Annotated in this window: 17 protein-coding genes; 10 read left to right on the top strand and 7 right to left on the bottom strand. The window is 71.5% G+C overall.

Annotation, left to right across the window (positions count from 1 at the left end):
* Positions 1-301: 301 nt before the first annotated feature.
* Entirely contained in the window at positions 302-2356 is a 2055-nt protein-coding gene (gene pta / locus G446_RS0102285; protein ID WP_026408915.1) for a phosphate acetyltransferase, read from the top strand.
* 123 nt (positions 2357-2479) lie between these two features.
* Positions 2480-3664 carry an acetate/propionate family kinase gene (locus G446_RS0102280; RefSeq protein WP_026408914.1) on the top strand — a complete coding sequence of 395 codons (1185 nt, stop codon included), beginning with the start codon at positions 2480-2482 and terminating at the stop codon, positions 3662-3664.
* Positions 3665-3673: 9 nt separating this feature from the next.
* On the opposite strand, the gene G446_RS0102275 is transcribed toward G446_RS0102280, so the two are convergent.
* Positions 3674-4234 carry a ribonuclease H family protein gene (locus tag G446_RS0102275; RefSeq protein WP_026408913.1) on the bottom strand — a complete coding sequence of 187 codons (561 nt, stop codon included), beginning with the start codon at positions 4232-4234 and terminating at the stop codon, positions 3674-3676.
* A 135-nt stretch (positions 4235-4369) separates the two neighbouring features.
* Here G446_RS0102275 and G446_RS0102270 point away from each other — a divergent pair, with 135 nt between their 5' ends.
* Positions 4370-6088, top strand: coding sequence for a sodium:solute symporter family protein (locus G446_RS0102270; protein WP_026408912.1), 1719 nt, complete (start codon positions 4370-4372; stop codon positions 6086-6088).
* Between the two features lie 30 nt (positions 6089-6118).
* Complete coding sequence (locus G446_RS0102265; protein ID WP_026408911.1) at positions 6119-6349, top strand: hypothetical protein; 231 nt, start codon at positions 6119-6121, stop codon at positions 6347-6349.
* 37 nt (positions 6350-6386) lie between these two features.
* Here the strand turns inward: G446_RS0102265 and G446_RS0102260 are convergent, their stop codons facing one another.
* The 3 genes from G446_RS0102260 to G446_RS0102250 form a co-directional block, all read right to left on the bottom strand.
* Positions 6387-7031 (bottom strand): MarC family protein, encoded by a 645-nt coding sequence (locus G446_RS0102260; RefSeq protein ID WP_026408910.1) that lies wholly within the window; start codon positions 7029-7031, stop codon positions 6387-6389.
* Between the two features lie 93 nt (positions 7032-7124).
* On the bottom strand, positions 7125-7391 hold the full coding sequence (locus G446_RS0102255; protein WP_026408909.1) for an HPr family phosphocarrier protein: 267 nt from the start codon (positions 7389-7391) through the stop codon (positions 7125-7127).
* Positions 7392-7588: 197 nt separating this feature from the next.
* Entirely contained in the window at positions 7589-8713 is a 1125-nt protein-coding gene (locus tag G446_RS0102250) for a GuaB3 family IMP dehydrogenase-related protein (RefSeq protein WP_026408908.1), read from the bottom strand.
* Positions 8714-8789: 76 nt separating this feature from the next.
* Between G446_RS0102250 and G446_RS0102245 the strand changes: the two genes are divergently transcribed.
* The 3 genes from G446_RS0102245 to G446_RS0102235 are packed head-to-tail and all read left to right on the top strand — an operon-like array spanning position 8790 to position 11692.
* Complete coding sequence (locus G446_RS0102245) at positions 8790-9572, top strand: exonuclease domain-containing protein (protein ID WP_034468817.1); 783 nt, start codon at positions 8790-8792, stop codon at positions 9570-9572.
* A 60-nt stretch (positions 9573-9632) separates the two neighbouring features.
* Complete coding sequence (locus tag G446_RS19725; protein WP_156916480.1) at positions 9633-9821, top strand: hypothetical protein; 189 nt, start codon at positions 9633-9635, stop codon at positions 9819-9821.
* Positions 9822-9868: 47 nt separating this feature from the next.
* Positions 9869-11692, top strand: a complete 1824-nt coding sequence (locus G446_RS0102235) for a hypothetical protein (RefSeq protein ID WP_026408906.1) — start codon at positions 9869-9871, stop codon at positions 11690-11692.
* Positions 11693-11770: 78 nt separating this feature from the next.
* On the opposite strand, the gene guaB is transcribed toward G446_RS0102235, so the two are convergent.
* Positions 11771-13291 carry an IMP dehydrogenase gene (guaB, locus tag G446_RS0102230; protein WP_034468815.1) on the bottom strand — a complete coding sequence of 507 codons (1521 nt, stop codon included), beginning with the start codon at positions 13289-13291 and terminating at the stop codon, positions 11771-11773.
* Between the two features lie 207 nt (positions 13292-13498).
* Between guaB and G446_RS0102225 the strand changes: the two genes are divergently transcribed.
* A complete protein-coding gene (locus G446_RS0102225) occupies positions 13499-13804 on the top strand; it encodes a WhiB family transcriptional regulator (protein ID WP_026408904.1) in 306 nt (101 codons plus the stop codon).
* A gap of 98 nt (positions 13805-13902) precedes the next feature.
* Here G446_RS0102225 and groES read toward each other — a convergent pair whose 3' ends face one another.
* Both groES and G446_RS0102215 read right to left on the bottom strand, forming a co-directional pair.
* Positions 13903-14199, bottom strand: coding sequence for a co-chaperone GroES (groES, locus tag G446_RS0102220; RefSeq protein WP_026408903.1), 297 nt, complete (start codon positions 14197-14199; stop codon positions 13903-13905).
* Positions 14200-14470: 271 nt separating this feature from the next.
* Positions 14471-15130: a SanA/YdcF family protein gene (locus G446_RS0102215; RefSeq protein WP_026408902.1), complete on the bottom strand. Its 660-nt coding sequence runs from the start codon at positions 15128-15130 to the stop codon at positions 14471-14473.
* Positions 15131-15403: 273 nt separating this feature from the next.
* On the opposite strand from G446_RS0102215, the gene G446_RS0102210 reads away from it, so the two are divergent.
* Both G446_RS0102210 and G446_RS0102205 read left to right on the top strand, forming a co-directional pair.
* Positions 15404-16741, top strand: a complete 1338-nt coding sequence (locus tag G446_RS0102210) for a class I SAM-dependent methyltransferase (protein WP_034468814.1) — start codon at positions 15404-15406, stop codon at positions 16739-16741.
* Positions 16742-16752: 11 nt separating this feature from the next.
* The gene (locus G446_RS0102205; RefSeq protein WP_034468812.1) at positions 16753-17931 is read left to right on the top strand and encodes a glutamate--cysteine ligase; all 1179 of its coding nucleotides are present in this window, start codon (positions 16753-16755) and stop codon (positions 17929-17931) included.
* The last annotated feature ends 27 nt before the right edge of the window (positions 17932-17958 follow it).

The raw sequence follows: 17958 nt of genomic DNA, 5'->3' as shown, positions 1-17958 counted from the left end.
CGGCACGGACGCGGGCACTCGCCTCCCGGGGGCGCATCGACGCCCGCGGCATCGCCATCGTCGCGCAGTGGTTCTCCTCCTTCATTGTGCTGACCATCGTCTCCGCCCTGCCCCTGCTGCGGTAGCGGGCGGCGGCCCCGGACCCCGGAGCGGCCCCGTGTGCCCGTTCCCACAGTCGCGAAGCGCGATAGCCGCGGGCCTTCGGCCGCGCGCGGGCGCCGCACGGGGCACAATCGGGGTGGAGCGGCGCCGGGGGAGCCGGCGCGGCACTCGACGTCGAGACGCGGAAGGGACCCACACCGTGGCGCGCAGCATCTACATCGCCTCCCCCAATGCCGGAACCGGCAAATCGACCGTGGCCCTGGGCCTGATCGTCTGCCTCACGAAGGTGGTCGCGAAGGTGGGCGTCTTCCGCCCCTTCGTCGACTCGCGCGACGAGGACCCCTTCCTCAACCTCCTCCTGGCCCGTTCGGGCTCGGCCACACCGGCCGCGCAGTGCATCGGCGTGACCTGGGACGAGTACCACGCCGCCCCCGAGGAGTCCCTGTCGCGCATCGTCGACGCCTACCGGGCCGTGGCCCGCGACCACGACGTGGTCATCATCGACGGCTCGGACTTCACCGACGTCGCGGGCACCCCCGAGCTGGACCTCAATGCGCGCGTGGCCGCCAATATCGGCGTGCCGGTGCTGCTGGTCGTCTCCGGCCGGGGCGCCCCCGAGGACGTGCGCGCCAGCGTCGAGGTCTCCGTGGCCGAGATCGCCGAGAACCACGCCCGCACCGTGGCCGTCATCGCCAACCGGTGCCCCGCCGCCGCCCGCGGGGCGGTGACCGCCGCCCTGTCCGGGATCGAGGGCCTGACCGTCACCACCCTGCCCGAGGTCCCGCTGCTGTCGGCGCCCAGCGTGCGCGAGATCGCCGACGCCGTCGAGGGCACCCTCATCGCCGGCGACGCGGCCCTCCTCGAGCGCGAGGCGGAGGGCGTGCTCGTGGCCGCCATGGACGTCTCCCACGTCCTGGAGCGCCTGGCCGAGGGGCAGGTCGTCATCGTCCCCGCCGACCGCTCCGCCGTCATCATCTCCCTGGCCGCCGCCCACGCTTCGACCGGCTTCCCCAACCTGGCCGGCCTCGTCCTCAACGGCGGCTTCCGGGTCGCCCCGCACGTGCTCAAGCTCATCCGCGGCCTGGAGCAGCCCCTGCCGGTCATCACCTCGCCGCTGAACACCTTCGCGGCCGCCTCGGTGGCCGGCTCGCTGCGCGGCAGGCTCGGCGGGGCCTCCGAGCACAAGCTCGACGTCGCCGTGACCACCTTCGAGCAGGAGACGGACCTGGGGGCCCTCCTGGCGACCCTGGAGGTCGAGCCCAGCGATGTGGTCACCCCCATCATGTTCCAGGCCGAGCTCGTCGAGCACGCCCGCGCCGTCCGCAAGACGATCGTGCTGCCCGAGTCCGACGACGACCGCATCCTGCGCGCGGCCGACGCCATTATGCGCCGGGGCATCGCCGACATCGTCCTGCTGGGCGACGAGACGACCGTGCGCGCCCGCGCCGCCGAGCTGGGCCTGAACATCTCCGCGGCCCGCGTCGTGTCCACCTCCGACCCCGCCCTGAGCGAGAAGTACGCCGCGGAGTTCGCCCGCCTGCGCGCCAAGAAGGGCGTCACCCTGGAGCAGGCCCGCGAGAGGATCCAGGACGTGTCCTACTTCGGCACCATGATGGTGCACATGGGCGACGCCGACGGCATGGTCTCGGGCGCGGCCCACACCACCGCCCACACGATCGTGCCCTCCTTCCAGATCATCAAGACCAGGCCGGGCACCTCGATCGTCTCCTCCGTGTTCCTCATGCTCCTGGAGGACCGGGTCCTGGTCTACGGCGACTGCGCCGTCAACCCCGAGCCCACCGCCGAGCAGCTGGCCGACATCGCCATCTCCAGCGCCGCCACCGCCCGCCAGTTCGGCGTCGAGCCGCGCGTGGCCATGCTGTCCTTCTCCACCGGCACCTCGGGCAAGGGCGCGGACGTGGACAAGGTCCGCCGGGCCACCGAGCTGGTGCGCGCCAAGGCGCCCGAGCTGGCCGTCGAGGGCCCCATCCAGTACGACGCCGCCATCGACCCGACCGTCGCCGCCAAGAAGGCCCCCGAGTCCGCCGTCGCCGGGCGGGCCAACGTCTTCATCTTCCCGGACCTGTCCAGCGGCAATATCGGCTACAAGGCGGTGCAGCGCTCCTCGGGCGCCGTCGCCGTGGGCCCGGTCCTCCAGGGCCTGAACAAGCCGGTCAACGACCTGTCCCGCGGGGCCCTGGTCGAGGACATCATCAACACCGTCGCCATCACCGCCATCCAGGCGCAGGGCTGAGCGCCGCGGCGCCGCCGGGCCCGCCCGCGCCGTCGGAGGGCCCCTCCGCCGTCCGGCCCGCGCCCGCCGTCCGCGCCGTCGGGACCGCACCGCCGACCACCCACCGAAAGGCTCTTTCCGTCCATGACCACCCGCACCGTCCTCGTCATCAACTCCGGCTCCTCCTCCATCAAGTACCAGCTGGTCGACCCCGACTCCGGCGCCTCCCTGGCCTCCGGGCTGGTCGAGCGCATCGGGGAGGAGACGGGCGCCATCACCCACAGGCACGACGGCGAGAAGTTCGAGCTCGTCGAGCCGGTCCCCGACCACGGCTTCGGCCTGGCCGAGGTCCTGCGGATCTTCGCCGAGCAGGGACCCGACCTCGACGAGGCCAATATCGTCGCCGTCGGCCACCGCGTCGTCCAGGGCGGGCACTACTTCTCCGGCCCCGCCCTCGTCGACGACGACGTCGTGGCCAAGATCGAGGAGCTCGTGCCGCTGGGCCCGCTGCACAACCCGGCCCACCTCAAGGGCATCGAGGTGGCCCGCCGGCTGCTCCCCGACGTCCCCCACGTCACCGTCTTCGACACCGCCTTCTTCCAGGACCTGCCCGAGGAGGCGGCCCGCTACGGTCTCAACCGCCAGATCGCGGACAAGTACTCGATCCGCCGCTACGGCGCCCACGGCACGAGCCACCACTTCGTGTCCGGCGAGGTCTCGGCGCTGCTCGGGCGCGACGACCTCAAGCAGATCGTCCTGCACCTGGGCAATGGCGCGTCCGCCTCCGCCGTCGTGGCCGGGCGCGCCGTCGAGACCTCCATGGGCCTGACCCCGCTGGAGGGCCTGGTCATGGGCGGGCGCACCGGGGACATCGACCCGGCCGCCGTCTTCCACCTGGCCCGGGTGGCGGGGATGGGCATCGACGAGATCGACCGCCTGTTCAACCGCGAGTCGGGCATGAAGGGCCTGGCGGGGGACAACGACATGCGCGAGGTGTGGAAGCGCATCGACGCCGGCGAGCAGGAGGCCCGCGACGCCATGGACATCTACCTCCACCGCCTGGTCAAGTACGTCGGCGCCTACACCGCCGTCATGGGCGGCCTGGACGTCCTGACCTTCACCGCCGGCATCGGCGAGAACGACGACCGGGTGCGCGCCGAGCTGTGCGGGCGCCTGGCCCACATGGGGATCCGCTTCGACGCCGGGGCCAACGCCGTGCGCGCCCGCGGGCCCCTGACCATCTCGACGCCCGAGTCCTCCGTGATCGTCATGGTCGTGCCCACCAACGAGGAGCTGTCCATCGCCCGGCAGGCGCTCACCCTCATCTGACCGGGGTCTTCAGAAGAGGGCCGGCGGGCCCGGCTCGGCGCTCGGGTCCGGGGCCGCCGCCCCCGCCGGCGAATCCGACGGCGCCGAGGCCGCGCCCGCGCGGGTCCAGCCCGGGCCCGCCGGCACCGCCGTCCCCCGCTGGTGGGCGGTGGCCGCCGCGCGGGCGCGCGCGTCCGCGGCCTCGTTGAGGGGGTGGCCGACGTGGCCGCGCACCCACTCGAAGTGCACGGTGCGGCCCGCGAGCGCGGCATCGAGGTCCTTGACGAGGTCGGCGTTGAGGACGGGCTTGCCGTCGGCCTTGCGCCAGCCGCGCTTCTTCCAGCCGTGGCGCCACTTGGTCAGGGAGTTGATGACGTACTGGGAGTCGCACTGGATGAGGAGCTCCTCGCCGGCGAGTCCGGCGGCCTCGGTGGCCCGCAGGAGCTCCAGAACGGCCGTGAGCTCGCCGCGGTTGTTGGTCGAGCTCTCCCAGCCCCCGGCGGCCCAGCAGTCATCGTCCACGTACCAGGCCCAGCCGGCCGGTCCCGGGTTGCCCAGGGAGGAGCCGTCGGCAGCAGCAGTCAGCGTCATGGAGGGCACTCTACCCAGCGACGCCGGTGACCCCGGACAGGGCGCAACCTTCTATGCCGATGTCGTCACCGTGCTAGTCTGCCGGCCAGTAAGAATGATCTTACTCACTGAAACGAAACCTCGAGAGGTACACCGATGTCCTCCACGCTGCACGCCCTGTCAGCCTCGTCAGCGGCATCCGGCACGCTCATCGCCGCACGCTGGTACGACTACATCCCCATCGCGATCTACTTCGCCTTCGTCATCGGCGTCGGGCTCATCGCCCGTGCTAAGGCGGCCACGGCCGATGGCTTCCTCACCTCGGGGCGGTCCCTGCCGGCCTGGGTGACCGGTATCGCCTTCGTCTCGGCAAACCTCGGTGCCGTCGAGATCATGGGAATGTCCGCCAACGGCGCCGAGTACGGCATGCCGACCTTCCACTACTTCTGGATCGGCGCGGTTCCGGCCATGATCTTCCTGGGTCTGGTCATGATGCCCTTCTACTACGGCTCCAAGGTGCGCTCGGTGCCCGAGTTCATGCTCAAGCGCTACGGCACCGCCGCCCACCTGGTCAACGCGCTCAGCTTCGCCCTGGCCCAGCTGCTCATCGCAGGCATCAACCTGTACCTGCTGGGCAAGATCATGAACTGGCTGCTGGGTTGGCCCCTGTGGGTGGGGCTCATCGTGGCCGCCGTCATCGTCTTCTCCTACATCACCATGGGTGGGCTCTCCGCGGCGATCTACAACGAGGTCCTCCAGTTCTTCGTCATTGTGGCGGCCCTGCTGCCCCTGACCCTCATCGGTCTGCACCGCGTGGGCGGCTGGCACGGCCTGACCGACAAGATCACCGCCGCCGCCAAGCTCGCCGGCACCGACCCGGCCCAGCAGCTGCACTCCTGGCCGGGCAACTCGATCTCCGGCTTCGACTCAAATGTGATGTCGGTGATCGGCCTGGTCTTCGGCCTGGGCTTCGTGCTGTCCTTCGGCTACTGGACGACGAACTTCGTCGAGGTGCAGCGGGCCATGGCCTCGGACTCGATCTCCTCGGCCCAGTCGACCCCGATCATCGGCACCTTCGTCAAGATGTTCGTGCCCTTCCTCGTCATCGTCCCGGGCATGGTCGCCGGCGTCATGGTCACGGAGGTCCAGCAGCTCAAGTCCGGGGCCAACACGAGCTACCAGTACAACGACGCGGTCCTCTACCTCATGCGCGACCTGCTGCCCAACGGTCTGCTGGGTCTGGCGATCACGGGTCTGCTGGCCTCCTTCATGGCGGGTATGGCGGCGAACATCTCCGCCTTCAACACCGTGTGGGGCGTGGACATCTACCAGCACTACCTCAAGAAGGACGCCGACGACGCTCACTACCTCAAGGTCGGCAAGCTCTCGACCCTGACGGCCTCCGTGGTCGCGATCCTCACCGCGATCATCGCGTCGAACTACTCCAACCTCATGGACTACCTCCAGACGCTGTTCTCGATGTTCAACGCGCCGCTGTTCGCGACCTTCATCATCGGGATGTTCTGGAAGCGGGCCACGCCGCAGGCCGGTTGGACCGGGCTCGTCGGAGGAACCCTGGGCGCCCTGGGGGTCAACATCCTCATCTGGACCGGGAATCTGGTCATGCCGGGTCAGGGCGGTGCCTTCCTGGCGGCGGGCGTGGCCTTCACGGTCGACGTCATCATCACGGTGCTGGTCTCCATGGTCACCCGCCCCAAGCCCGACTCCGAGCTCAAGGGCTTCGTCTACGCCCTGACCCCCAGGAGCGAGCGCACCGACCCGCACCTGCACGAGCTGCCCTGGTACCGCCGTCCGATCCCGCTGGGGATCATCGCCGGTCTCATGGTCATCACGTTCAACAGCATCTTCCACTAGATCCGCCCGGACACACGAAGGAGAACACTCATGAGCAATCGTTCACTCACGGACATCCGAGCGGTCATCACCGGGGCACTGGGGCTCATCGGCCTGTACCTGGTGGTGTGCTCGGCCCTGTTCAACAGCGCTGACGAGATGAGCAAGACCGGAGGCATCAACGCCAACCTGTGGGCGGGCCTGGGTCTGCTCGCCATCGCTGCCGGTATGGGCCTGTGGTGGTGGATCAAGCCGAACCCCTCCGGGGGCGAGCAGGACTGAGACCGCCTGTCCCGCACCGCTCGATGGCCCGGGCGCTTCAGCCGCTCAGCCCGGGGAAGAGCCGGGACAGGCCGGCCGCCAGCATGCCCACGGCGATGGCGGCCAGGATCATCCCCATGAGCCGGGTCATAATGGTGCGCAGCGTGAGCGACATGTGCCGTCCGATGGCGCTGGAGAAGTGCAGCACGGCGCCCAGCGCCCCCAGGACCAGGACGAGGGCGAGCACGACGGCGGCGATCCCCTTCGCGCCGCCGGTCTGGGTGAACAGGACGATAATGGTGGTGATGGTCCCGGGACCCACGATTATGGGGAAGGTCATGGGGTAGAAGGCGACGTCGTTGGCGACGGCGTGGTCGGCGGCGTGGGCCTTCTCCGTCTTGCTGCCCTCGTGCGCGCTCGCGCCGCGCCCGCTCAGCATGCCCAGCGCGATGGTGAGCAGGACCAGGCCGCCGGCGACCCGGAAGTCGTCGAGGCTGATCCCGAAGAAGCGCAGCAGGGCCGAGCCGCTGACCGCGACCACCGCGCACATGAGGGCGCTGAACAGGGTCGTGCGCCAGGCGGTCCGCCGCTGCTGGGCCGGCTCCTGGCCGGCCGTCAGGGACAGGAAGAGCGGCAGGTTGACGAAGGGGTTCATAATGGCGAAGAAGGCACCCAGAGCCTTGACGAGCAGGGTGAGGTCCATGACGCTATTGTGCCCCCCTTCTCACGATCGTGGGGCGCGCACCCCGCGGTGCGCGCCCCACGCCGGATGAGCGGGCGGTCCGCCCGCGGCGCCTCAGGCGTCCAGGTCGGTCTCGAGGAGGGCCTTGAGCTCCGCGAGGGCGCTCTCGGATCCGTCAGCCTCGGAGGTGAGGGTGACGACGTCGCCGTGACCGGCGCCCAGCGTCATAACGCCCAGGATGGAGGAGGCGTCGACGGGGGCGCCGCCCTCCTTGGCGATGGTGACCGGGACGCCCTTCTCGGCGACGGCCTTGACGAAGGTGGCGGCGGGGCGGGCGTGCAGCCCGACCTTGGAAGCGATGGTGGCGGTGACCTGTGCCATGAGCGGCTCCTTTGAGATGAGAGGGGCGGCACCTCGAGACCGTATGCGCCCCATGATTGACGCGCACCAGCTGGAGGGCTGGCGTCCTGACTGACAGTACCCGACGGGGCGGCCTCGTCGCAGGCGCATGGGCGGGCCGGTGCGATCCGATCGCGATCCGAACGCGCGCACCGGCTCGTCGCGCGCCGGGGCGCCGCTCAGCTCGGGGCGTAGGGGGCCAGGACGATGCCGACGCGCTGGAGCTCCTTGACGTCGGAGTAGCCGGTGGTCGCCAGGGTGCGGCGCAGGGCGCCGACGATATTGAGGGTGCCGTCCGCCCGGTCGGAGGGGCCGGCCAGGATCTCCTCCATGGTGCCCACGGTCCCCACGAAGGAGCGGTAGCCGCGCGGCAGGCGCTCGTGGCGGGCCTCGGCGCCCCAGTGGTAGCCGCCCCCGGGCGCCTCGGCCGCCCGCGCCAGGGCGGCCCCGAGCATGACGGCGTCGGCCCCGCAGGCGATGGCCTTGACGACGTCCCCGGAGTTGCCCACCGAGCCGTCGGCGATGACGTGGACGTAGCGGCCCCCGGACTCGTCGAGGTAGTCGCGCCGGGCGGCGGCGACGTCGGCCACGGCGGTGGCCATGGGCATGTGCAGGCCCAGGACCTGGCGGATCGAGGAGGAGGCGCCCCCGCCCTGGCCCACGAGGACCGCGGCGGCGCCGGTGCGCATGAGGTGCAGGGCCGCGGTGTAGGTGGTGACGCCGCCGACGACGACGGGGACGTCGAGCTCGTAGATGAAGCGCTTGAGGTTGAGTGGCTCGACATTGCCGGACACGTGCTCGGCGGAGACCACCGAGCCGCGGATGACGAGCAGGTCGACGCCGGCCTCGACGACGGTGCGCCAGTGCCGCTGGGTCTGGGCGGGGCTGAGCCGGGCGGCCACGACGACACCGGATCGGCGGATCTCGGCCAGGCGCGCGCCGATGAGCTCGGGGCGCACCGGCGGGCGGTAGACCTCCTGCAGGACGCGGGTGGCCTCCTCGGGGGCGGCGGCGCGGATGCGCCCCAGGGCGTCGGCGGGGTCCTCGTAGCGGGTCCACAGGCCCTCCAGGTCGAGCACGCCGATGCCGCCCAGGCGCCCGACGAGCACGGCCGTGGCCGGGCTCATGACCGAGTCCATGGGGGCCGCCATAATGGGCAGGTCCACGTGGTAGGCGTCCACCTGCCAGCCCACCCGCACGTCCCGGGTGTCGCGGGTGCGACGCGCGGGCACGACGGCGATGTCGTCGAAGGAGTAGGCCCGGCGGGCCCGCTTGGATCGCCCGATCTCGATCTCTGCGCTCATGGCGCGATGGTAGCGGCGGGCGGGGCCGGGGCCGGGGACCCGATTGATGTCGCAGGCGCGTGGCAGACTTCCGCTCATGACCACGCGCACGCCCTCCCCCGCCGCCCCGAGCTGGGTCACCGGCCCCCTCCTGGGCTTCGACACCGAGACCACCGGCGTGGATCCGCTCGGGGACCGCCTCGTCACCGCGGCGGTCGTCTCGTGCGGCCCCCTCGGCGCCGACGGCGCCCGCGGCCGGGACGTGCGCACCTGGCTGGCGGACCCCGGCGTCGAGATCCCCGAGGCGGCGGCGGCCGTGCACGGCATCACCACCGAGCGCGCCCGGGCGGAGGGCCGGCCCGCGGCCCAGGTGCTCGAGGAGGTCGCCGGGGCGCTGGCGGCGGCGATGGCCCGGGGCATCCCGGTCGTCGCCTTCAACGCCTCCTTCGATCTGACGCTGATGGAGGCCGGGCTCGCCCGCCACGGGCTGCCCGGTCTGCGCGAGCGCCTGGGGCGCGGCGGTGGCGGGGACGGGATCGGCCCGATCCTCGACCCCCTCGTCCTGGACCGGGCGGTGGACCGCTACCGCCGGGGCAAGCGCCGCCTGGGCGACCTGTGCGCGGTCTACGGGGTGCGGGTGGATGAGTCCCTGCACACCGCGGAGGTGGACGTGGAGGCCGCGCTCGACGTCCTGGAGGCCATGGTGCGGGCCCACCCCCGTTTGGGCTCCATGAGCCTGGAGGAATTGCAGGGCTTCCAGGTGCGGGCGCACCGGGAGTGGGCCGAGTCCTTCAACGCCTGGCTGGCGAGGAAGAACCCGGGGCGCGCCGGGGCGGACCCGTCCTGGCCGCTGGCGAAGGAGCTCCGCGCACTCCGGTGACAACCGGCGGAAAATGCGTTACGCTTCACGTGTATATTTGTGTCCAACGAAGGAGCCGCGGTGCCCACTCATGAGCCTCGGGTATCGACACCGACTCGAACCATCAAGAAGACGTCAGCCGGTACCCCCTACGTCGTCGTCCTGTCTCAGCAGGTTCCTCAGCGCCGCGCGTCGGACAAGCTCTACGAGGAAGTCCTCGACCGCACTCAGCTCGTGGCCAGGGGGCTCCTGCCGAGCCGAGCCCACTAGGGCTCCGCATCGGCAGGCGGTGTCCACGGGCGCGTCCGAGGAGACCAATGGAGCAGTCCGTCAGGAGCAGCCTCCTCGCCATCGGTGCACAATTCCTTCGCAAAAGGACCCGGCAGCAGAATGAATCGAGGACCTCGACGCCGGTGAATGAGTCCGCTGCGCCGGCACCCGGCCCGCTCCTCGATCCCGACACCGGGGAGTTCACCGGATCTGATGACGCGCTCATCGAGCGGTGCTCGCTCCAGGGCCTTCTCGTCAGGTACCGAGGACGATGGCAGCGGCGCATCGTCCAAACCATCACCTTCGAAGACGCTCAAACTCATCGTCGGTCCATGAGCATCGACGTGTCCGGCGCTCGGCTCGCGGTCATCCTCGATGAATGGGACATCGGGCGCGCCCCGCTCTACCTGCCGGTCTCCACCGGGATGCTGCCGGGCCCCATTCTCGACATCGACGCGCGGGACGGGCGCGGCGCCACACTCAGCATCGCCCGGCGCCACGAGAACAACGAGGCGACCACCTACCAGCTTCTCGCGGTCCTTATCGGCAGGGCGCCGCTCCGCCCCGGGCGCCGACCCGCCGCGCACGACTCGTGGGTTAAAGTCGCCGCGAAGACGATTTATCAATACCTCAAGCACTGGGAGAAGACCCCTGAAACCGTCGCGAAGGAGTTCGAGCAGATCGAGGGCATGCCGGACGACATCAAGAACTTCGCGATGTCCGCAGACTTCCTCAACGAACTCGATTACCTCAAGCACTACTACACGCTCCACGTGGTCTACACACCCCCTCGCGACGACGAGCACAGGGTCCGCGACGACGTTCTGAAGATCTCATGGCTCGAGCGCGCCGCCCGGACCAGGCTCGGAATAGGCGATGCACTCAGATCCGTATTCGTTCCCGGCCCGTGGCCCTACGCGATCGATCTCCCCCTCCTAACCGGATCCAAGCACGGCGGCACCCATATTCGCCTCATTGCACCCGAGGACCTGGAGATCGGGCGATTGGCCCTCGCCTTCGGCGACCAGGAGATACCGCTGCTGCCGCAATCGACCGGCAGCGCGTCCGACTCGCGCCCGTACACGACGCCCCAGACCCTTTCCGATGATCATTCCAATCCCGCGGTCGAGTTGACGCGCAACAGGCGGCAGGCGGAGATCCTCGTCCATCCGCGGACCCTGACAGATCTGGAGAACAGGATAATCAATAAGAACAAGAATAACACGTCAGATTCATCGCAGTGGGTGATGACCGCGACCTTCAATCCCGGACACCACAGGTTCCTGCTCCCGGCCGCCATCAATCTTATCGCCACGGTGGCCCTGCTCTGCCTCGCCCACCACTTCTCATGGGGGACCGCATCCGCCCCGACGCCCTCGACGGCGTTCCTCTCGATGATCCCGCCCCTGGTCACGATGTACTTCGCGAGTCCGCGAGAGCACGCGATCGCGGGACAGTTCCACGCCTTCGGGCGCATGCTCGTGACCCTCTCCGCGGGAATCGCGCTTCTATACGCGGCCCTCGAGACCTACGACACGTCCCGGACGTCGATGCACTGCCTGCCCCTCGGGCATCCACTGAACCTGTGCGTGGGCGCGCGGACGTCCTTCGCGATCGTCATATCGGTCTGCTGCCTGTCCATCCTCTATCTCGTCGTCCTGATGGTCTCGGTCAACGCCTCCCATATCGACGCCTTCCGCCTCCGGAAGAATCTGGCCGCCGCCCGGAACCTTCTTCCCGAGGAGCAGACGAAGAACGGCGCACTGCGTCGGAGACGACGCTCGCTCCACCGCCAGGGCGTCATATCCATGATCTTCATGACGCTGCTGGTGAGGCGGAACTTCGACGCTCCCCCTCCCCGGATTCGATGAGTTATCGGCGTGGACATCGTGCTGTAACCGACGCGCCGCCGGCGGCTCCGGCACGGAGCCCGGGGCGGCGCCGAAGCCTCAGCCCCGCCCGGCGTAGTTGGGGGCCTCGACGGTCATCTGGACGTCGTGCGGGTGGGACTCCTTGAGCCCGGCCGCGGTGATGCGCACGAACCGGCCGCGCTCCTTGAGCTCGGCGACGGTGCGGGCGCCGACGTAGAACATCGACTGGTGCAGCCCGCCGACGAGCTGGTAGACGACGTCGGCCAGCGCGCCGGAGAAGGGCACCTGGCCCTCGATGCCCTCGGGCACGATCTTGGAGTCGGAGGCCACGTCCGCCTGGAAGTAGCGGTCCTTGGAGTAGGACGCGCGGCCGCGCGAGCTCATGGCGCCCAGCGACCCCATGCCGCGGTAGCGCTTCCACTGCTTGCCGTTGACGAACACGAGGTCGCCGGGCGACTCGGTGCAGCCGGCCAGCAGGGAGCCGAGCATGACGGTGTCCGCCCCGGCCACGAGGGCCTTGGCGATGTCGCCGGAGTACTGCAGGCCGCCGTCGGCGATGAGCGGCACCCCGGCCGGCGCGCAGGCGCGGGCGGCCTCGTGGACGGCCGTGATCTGCGGGACGCCCACGCCGGCCACCACGCGGGTGGTGCAGATCGACCCCGGCCCCACGCCGACCTTGACGGCGTCGGCCCCGGCGTCGACGAGCGCCCGGGCGCCGTCGCGGGTGGCGACGTTCCCGCCGATGATCTCGATCCCGCGGAAGGCCGGGTCGCCCTTGAGGCGGGCGATCATGTCCAGGGCGAGGCGCGCACCGCCGTTGGCGGTGTCGACGACGATGACGTCCACTCCCGCCTCCGCCAGCGCGCCGGCGCGCTCCCAGGTGTCCCCCCAGTAGCCGACGGCGGCGCCAACGACGAGGCGCCCCTCCTCGTCCTTCGTGGCGCGGGGGTACTGCTCGGTCTTGACGAAGTCCTTGACGGTGATCAGGCCGGTGAGGCGGCCGGCGGCGTCGACGAGCGGGAGCTTCTCGATGCGGTGCTCGGCCAGGAGCGCCTTGGCGTCCTCGCGGGAGATGCCGGTGGGGCCGGTGATCAGGCGCTCGCGCGGGGTCATGCACTCGCGCACGGTGAGGGAAGCCCACTTCTCGGCGGGCACGAATCGCAGGTCGCGGTTGGTGATAATGCCGAGCAGGTTGCCCTCGGAGTCGACGACGGGCAGGCCGGAGACCTTGTAGTGCCCGCACAGCCCGTCGAGCTGGGCGATGGTGGCCTGCGGGCCGATGGTCACCGGGTCGGAGACCATGCCGGACTCCGAGCGCTTGACGCGGCGGACCTGCTGGGCCTGGTCCTCGATGGACAGGTTGCGGTGGAGGATGCCGATGCCGCCCTGGCGGGCCATGGCGATGGCCATGTCGGACTCGGTGACGGTGTCCATGGCGGCGCTGAGCAAGGGGGTGGACAGGGAGATGCTCTTGGTCAGGCGCGAGGTCGTGTCGACCTCGGAGGGGATGACATCGGTGAGTCCGGGCAGCAGGAGGACGTCGTCGTAGGTCAGAGCGGTGGGGGCGAAAAGGTCGGGGCTGGTGATCGAGTCGCTCACGCCCGCATGGTAAGCGGGGGGCAGGGGCGTCGCATCCCGAGCCGGGGACGGCTCCGCCCTCCCGCCGCGGGCCGGCGCCGAGGACCGACGGCGCGGATCGCATCCGACTCGCCGCCGCACACTCCGCACGGGGAGTACCTATGTGGGCTGGAACGCAGTAGGCTATTCGTCTAGACGTCTGACGCTCGTCGAGGAGGGATCCGCGTCATGCCCGAACGTTCACGGCAGCCTGGCCCGATCACGGCGTTGTGGGAGTGGCAGTACCAGGGCGCCTGCCTGGGGATGGACTCCTCGATCTTCTTCCATCCGGAGGGCGAGCGAGGGAGTTCCCGGCGCAGGCGCGACGAGAGCGCGAAGGCCGTGTGCGCCACCTGCCCGGTCATCATCAATTGCCGCGAGCACGCCCTGGCCACCCACGAGCCCTACGGTGTGTGGGGCGGCCTGACCGAGGAGGAGCGGCGCGCCCAGATCGCGCGCCAGGAGCAGCGCCATCGCGACCCACCGGTCGCCTGAGGCCGGTGCGGGACGGCGTCACGCCCCCGGCGCCGTCGAACCGGGGCGGGCGGGGACGGAAGGGCAGCGCTCTTCGTCCCCGCCCGCCCCGGGACGCGTCACTTGGCGACGACGGCCAGGACGTCGCGCGCGGAGAGGATGAGATACTCCTCACCCTGGTACTTGATCTCGGTGCCGCCGTACTTGGAGTAGATGACCACGTCGCCCTCGGCGACGTCGACCGGAATGCGCTTGCCGGAGTCGTCCACGCGGCCGGGGCCCACGGCCAGGACCTTGCCCTCCTGCGGCTTCTCCTTGGCGGTGTCCGGAATGACCAGGCCGGAGGCGGTGGTCTGCTCGGCCTCGAGCGTCTGGACGACGATGCGGTCCTCGAGCGGCTTGATGGAGATCGCCATGGTGTCTCCCCTTCTCGCTTCTTCAGCGTACGAGTGGTAACTGGATCCGCGTCCTGACGGTGCCGGTCCGCCGTCGCGGGGGTCGGTCCGTCAGCGCCGAGGGCGCGTGCCGCGGGGCCGCACGGGCTCCGCGTCTGACGAGGAATGTACGCGCGCCGTTAGCACTCAGTCAACGCGAGTGCCAGATCCGGCCCCCGGGTTCGCCGACGGCGTGCGCGGCCCCTCCCCGGCGGCCGCGAGCGCGGGGCTCGCCGCCGCGGCGCGCCGCCCGTCAGGGCGCCCGGTGCGCCCGCGTCCAGGCGATCGCCTCCTCGACGCTCGTCTCGCGGCGGCCCAGGATCGGCTCGCGCCCGCTCAGCACGTCCCAGGCCGCCTTGACCGCCGCCGCCCGTTCCCTCAGCCAGCTGCGCACCCAGGTGCCCCGGTTGTTCCTCGCCAGGGTGTCGGCCACCCCGCGGACCTCGACCCCCGCCGCCCGGCACACCGACACGGCCCGCGGCTCGTGGAAGTCCTGGGTGACGATGATCGCCCGCGTCACGCCGAAGATCCGGCGCGCCCGCACGCAGGTGTCGTAGGTGTCGAAGCCCGCGTAGTCCAGGGCGATCGCCTCGGCGGGGATCCCCGCGGCCACCAGGTAGCGGCGCATGGCGACCGGTTCGTTGTAGTTCTCCCGCCCGTTGTCCCCGGACACGAGAATGGCCTCCACCCGTCCGGAGCGGTACAGCCGGGCGGCGGTGTCGAGTCGGTAGCGCAGCCACGGCGAGGGCTCGCCGGAGGGGTAGACGGCGGCCCCCAGGACGATGGCCACCGGGGCGGTGGCGGTGTCGTCCGGCGCCCCCAGCTCCTCGATCCGGCCGGCGCTGGCGCCCCAGATCCAGACGTTGGCCGAGACGACGACGAGCACGACCAGGGAGACGACGACACCGATCACCGCCCTCACCCTCCGCTGTCGGAACCACCGGGCCCGCTGCCGGAGCCATCGGAACCCCGGCCGGAGCCGCCGGGCCCGCTGCCGGAGCCACTGGGACCATGCAACCACGAGTACCGCCTTCCTGCCGGGCGCGCCGCCGCGGCGGATCCTCGCGGGGCGCCCGGGCGCCGCCACTGTAGCCGCCGCACGGCGCGCGCCGGATGGCGGCAGGTCCCGCTCCCCACGCCGACCGCCTTCGGCGCCGCGCCCGCGGGCCGTGCCATGATCGAGCCGATGGATGACTCGACGCCCGCCGACCACCTCGCTCAACTGCTCACCCCGCGGGGCTGGGCCCTGCTGCGCTCCCTGCCCGACTACGACGAGGCCGCCGCCCCGGCCCTGGGGGAGGAGCTGCGCGCCCGGGGGAATCCGGGTGATCTCGTGGCCGCCGCCCTGACCCAGCAGCGCCTGCGCGCCCGCGCCGCCGCCAAGCTCGGGCCCTTCGCCTCCCAGATGCTCTTCACCCCCGACGGCCTGGAGCAGGCCAGTCGCCTGTCGGTGGCCGCGCACCACGCCGCCCGCTACGCGCGCGCCGGCGTCCGCCGCGTGGCCGACCTGGGCTGCGGCATCGGGGGCGACGCCATCGCCCTGGCCGGGCTGGGCCTGAAGGTGCTCGCCGTCGAGCGCGATGAGACGACGGCGGCCCTGGCCACGGTCAATCTCATGACCTTCGAGGACGTCGAGGTCCGCTGCGCCGATGCGCTCGCCGTCGACCTGGAGGCCGAGGGCGTCGACGCCGTCTTCGCCGATCCCGCCCGGCGCCGTGCCGGGCGGCGCATAGCCGACCCCGAGGGGTGGTCGCCGCCGCTGGGCTCCGTCCTGGCGCTGCGCGAGCGGGTGGACGCCGTGGGCGTCAAGGTCGCTCCGGGCATCGATCACGAGATCCTGCCCCCCGACTCGCACGTGCAGTGGGCGAGCGCGGCCGGGGACGTCGTCGAGGCCGCCATCTGGTGCGGGCCGCTGGCCCCCGAGGGGCCCGGCCGCTCCGCGCTCGTGCTGCGTCCCGACCCGCACCGGGACGGCGAGGTGCGCACCCACCTCCTGGTCGATCCCGACTGCTCCGACCCCTCCGCCCCGCCCGTCCAGCTCGAGCCGATCGCGGCGCCGTCGGACCTGGGGGCCTACCTGCACGAGCCCGACGGCGCCGCCATTCGCGCCGGGCTCGTGGCCGAGTTGGCGCGGCGGACGGGGGCGGCGCCCGTGGCCCGGCGCATCGCCTACCTCACCGGTGACGCGCTCCCGCCGCCGGTCCTGGCTCCCTTCATGCGCTCCTGGCGCGTGAAGGAGGTCCTGCCGCTGCATCTCAAGGCCCTCAGGGCCCGGGTCCGCGAGCGCGGCATCGGCCGTCTGGAGATCCGCAAGCGCGGCGTCGACGTCTCCCCCGACGCGCTGCGCCTGGCCGTGCGCCCGCGCGGCCAGGCGGGCGAGAGCTGGGTGCTCACGCGCCTGGGCGAGCGCGCGGGCGGGGGGAAGGGCGCCGTCATCGTCGTCGAGCCCGCCGAGGCGGGCCCGGAGCGGGAGCCGGATCCCGCCCCGGCCGCCGACCCGCCCCCCGCCGACTCCCGACTCTAAGAGGAATCCCCATGCCGCTCACTCCCCCCGCCCACCGCGTCCCCCTGACCTTCGCCGACTCGCCGCGCTCGACGCTCGGCATCGAGTGGGAGCTCCAGCTCGTGGACCGCGACAGCCTCGACCTGCGCCAGTGCGCGGCGGAGATCCTGACCCTGGTGGGCGACGACCCCCATATCCACGGGGAGATGATGCTCAACACCGTCGAGCTCGTCTCGGGCGCCCGGCGCGCCGTGGCCGAGTGCATCGAGGACATCGCCCTGGCCTACGACCGGCTCCTGCCGGTGACCGTGCCGCTGCGGGTGGACCTGGCCGGCGCCGGCACCCACCCCTTCGCCGACCCCCTGGTGCAGAAGGTGACCGACGCCGAGCGCTACGCCCGGCTGGTGGACCGCACCCGGCTGTGGGGCCACCAGATGCTCATCTTCGGCACCCACGTCCACGTCGGGGTGGAGCACCGCGCCAAGGTCCTGCCGATCCTGCGGGCCCTGCTCACCCGCACCGCCCACCTGCAGTGCCTGAGCGCCTCCTCCCCCTTCTGGGCCGGGGCGGACACGGGCTACGCGGACAACCGGGCGATGATGTTCCAGCAGCTGCCCACCGCGGGCGCGCCCCACCAGTTCGACTCCTGGGAGGAGCTGGAGGCCTATGCGGGGGACATGGTCCACACCGGCGTCATCGAGGACTTCACCGAGGTGCGCTGGGACGTGCGCCCCTCCCCGCGCCTGGGCACCATCGAGGTGCGCGCCTGCGACGCGGCGACCAACCTCACCGAGCTGGCCGGCGTCGCCGCCCTCACCCAGTGCCTCGTGGAGGACTTCTCCCGGCGCCTGGACCGCGGCGAGGAGCTCGACGTCCTGCCCGACTGGTACGTGGCGGAGAACAAGTGGCGCTCGGCGCGCTACGGCATGGAGGCCATTCTCATCGTGGACTCCGGCGGCCGCGAGGAGCCCGTGGCCGAGACCGTGGCGCGCATGCTCGCCGACCTCGAGCCGGTGGCCCGCGATCTGGGGTGCTCGGCCGAGCTGGCCGGCGTGCAGGCCACGCTCGACGTCGGCGCCTCCTACCAGCGCCAGCTGGCGGCGGTGGGGGCAGCCGGGGGCGCCCACGAGGCGGCCGTGCGCCTCATGCAGGCCGAGCTGCGCGCCGGGCGGCCACTGCTGCCCACCGAGGTCCTCTCCCAGTCCCGCTGAGCCCGGGGCCGCCCCGCGCCACACTGG

This window comes from Actinomyces dentalis DSM 19115 (genome assembly GCF_000429225.1).
GTDB classification, from domain to species: Bacteria; Actinomycetota; Actinomycetes; order Actinomycetales; family Actinomycetaceae; genus Actinomyces; species Actinomyces dentalis.
This window is presented reverse-complemented; position numbering and strand designations above follow the sequence as displayed.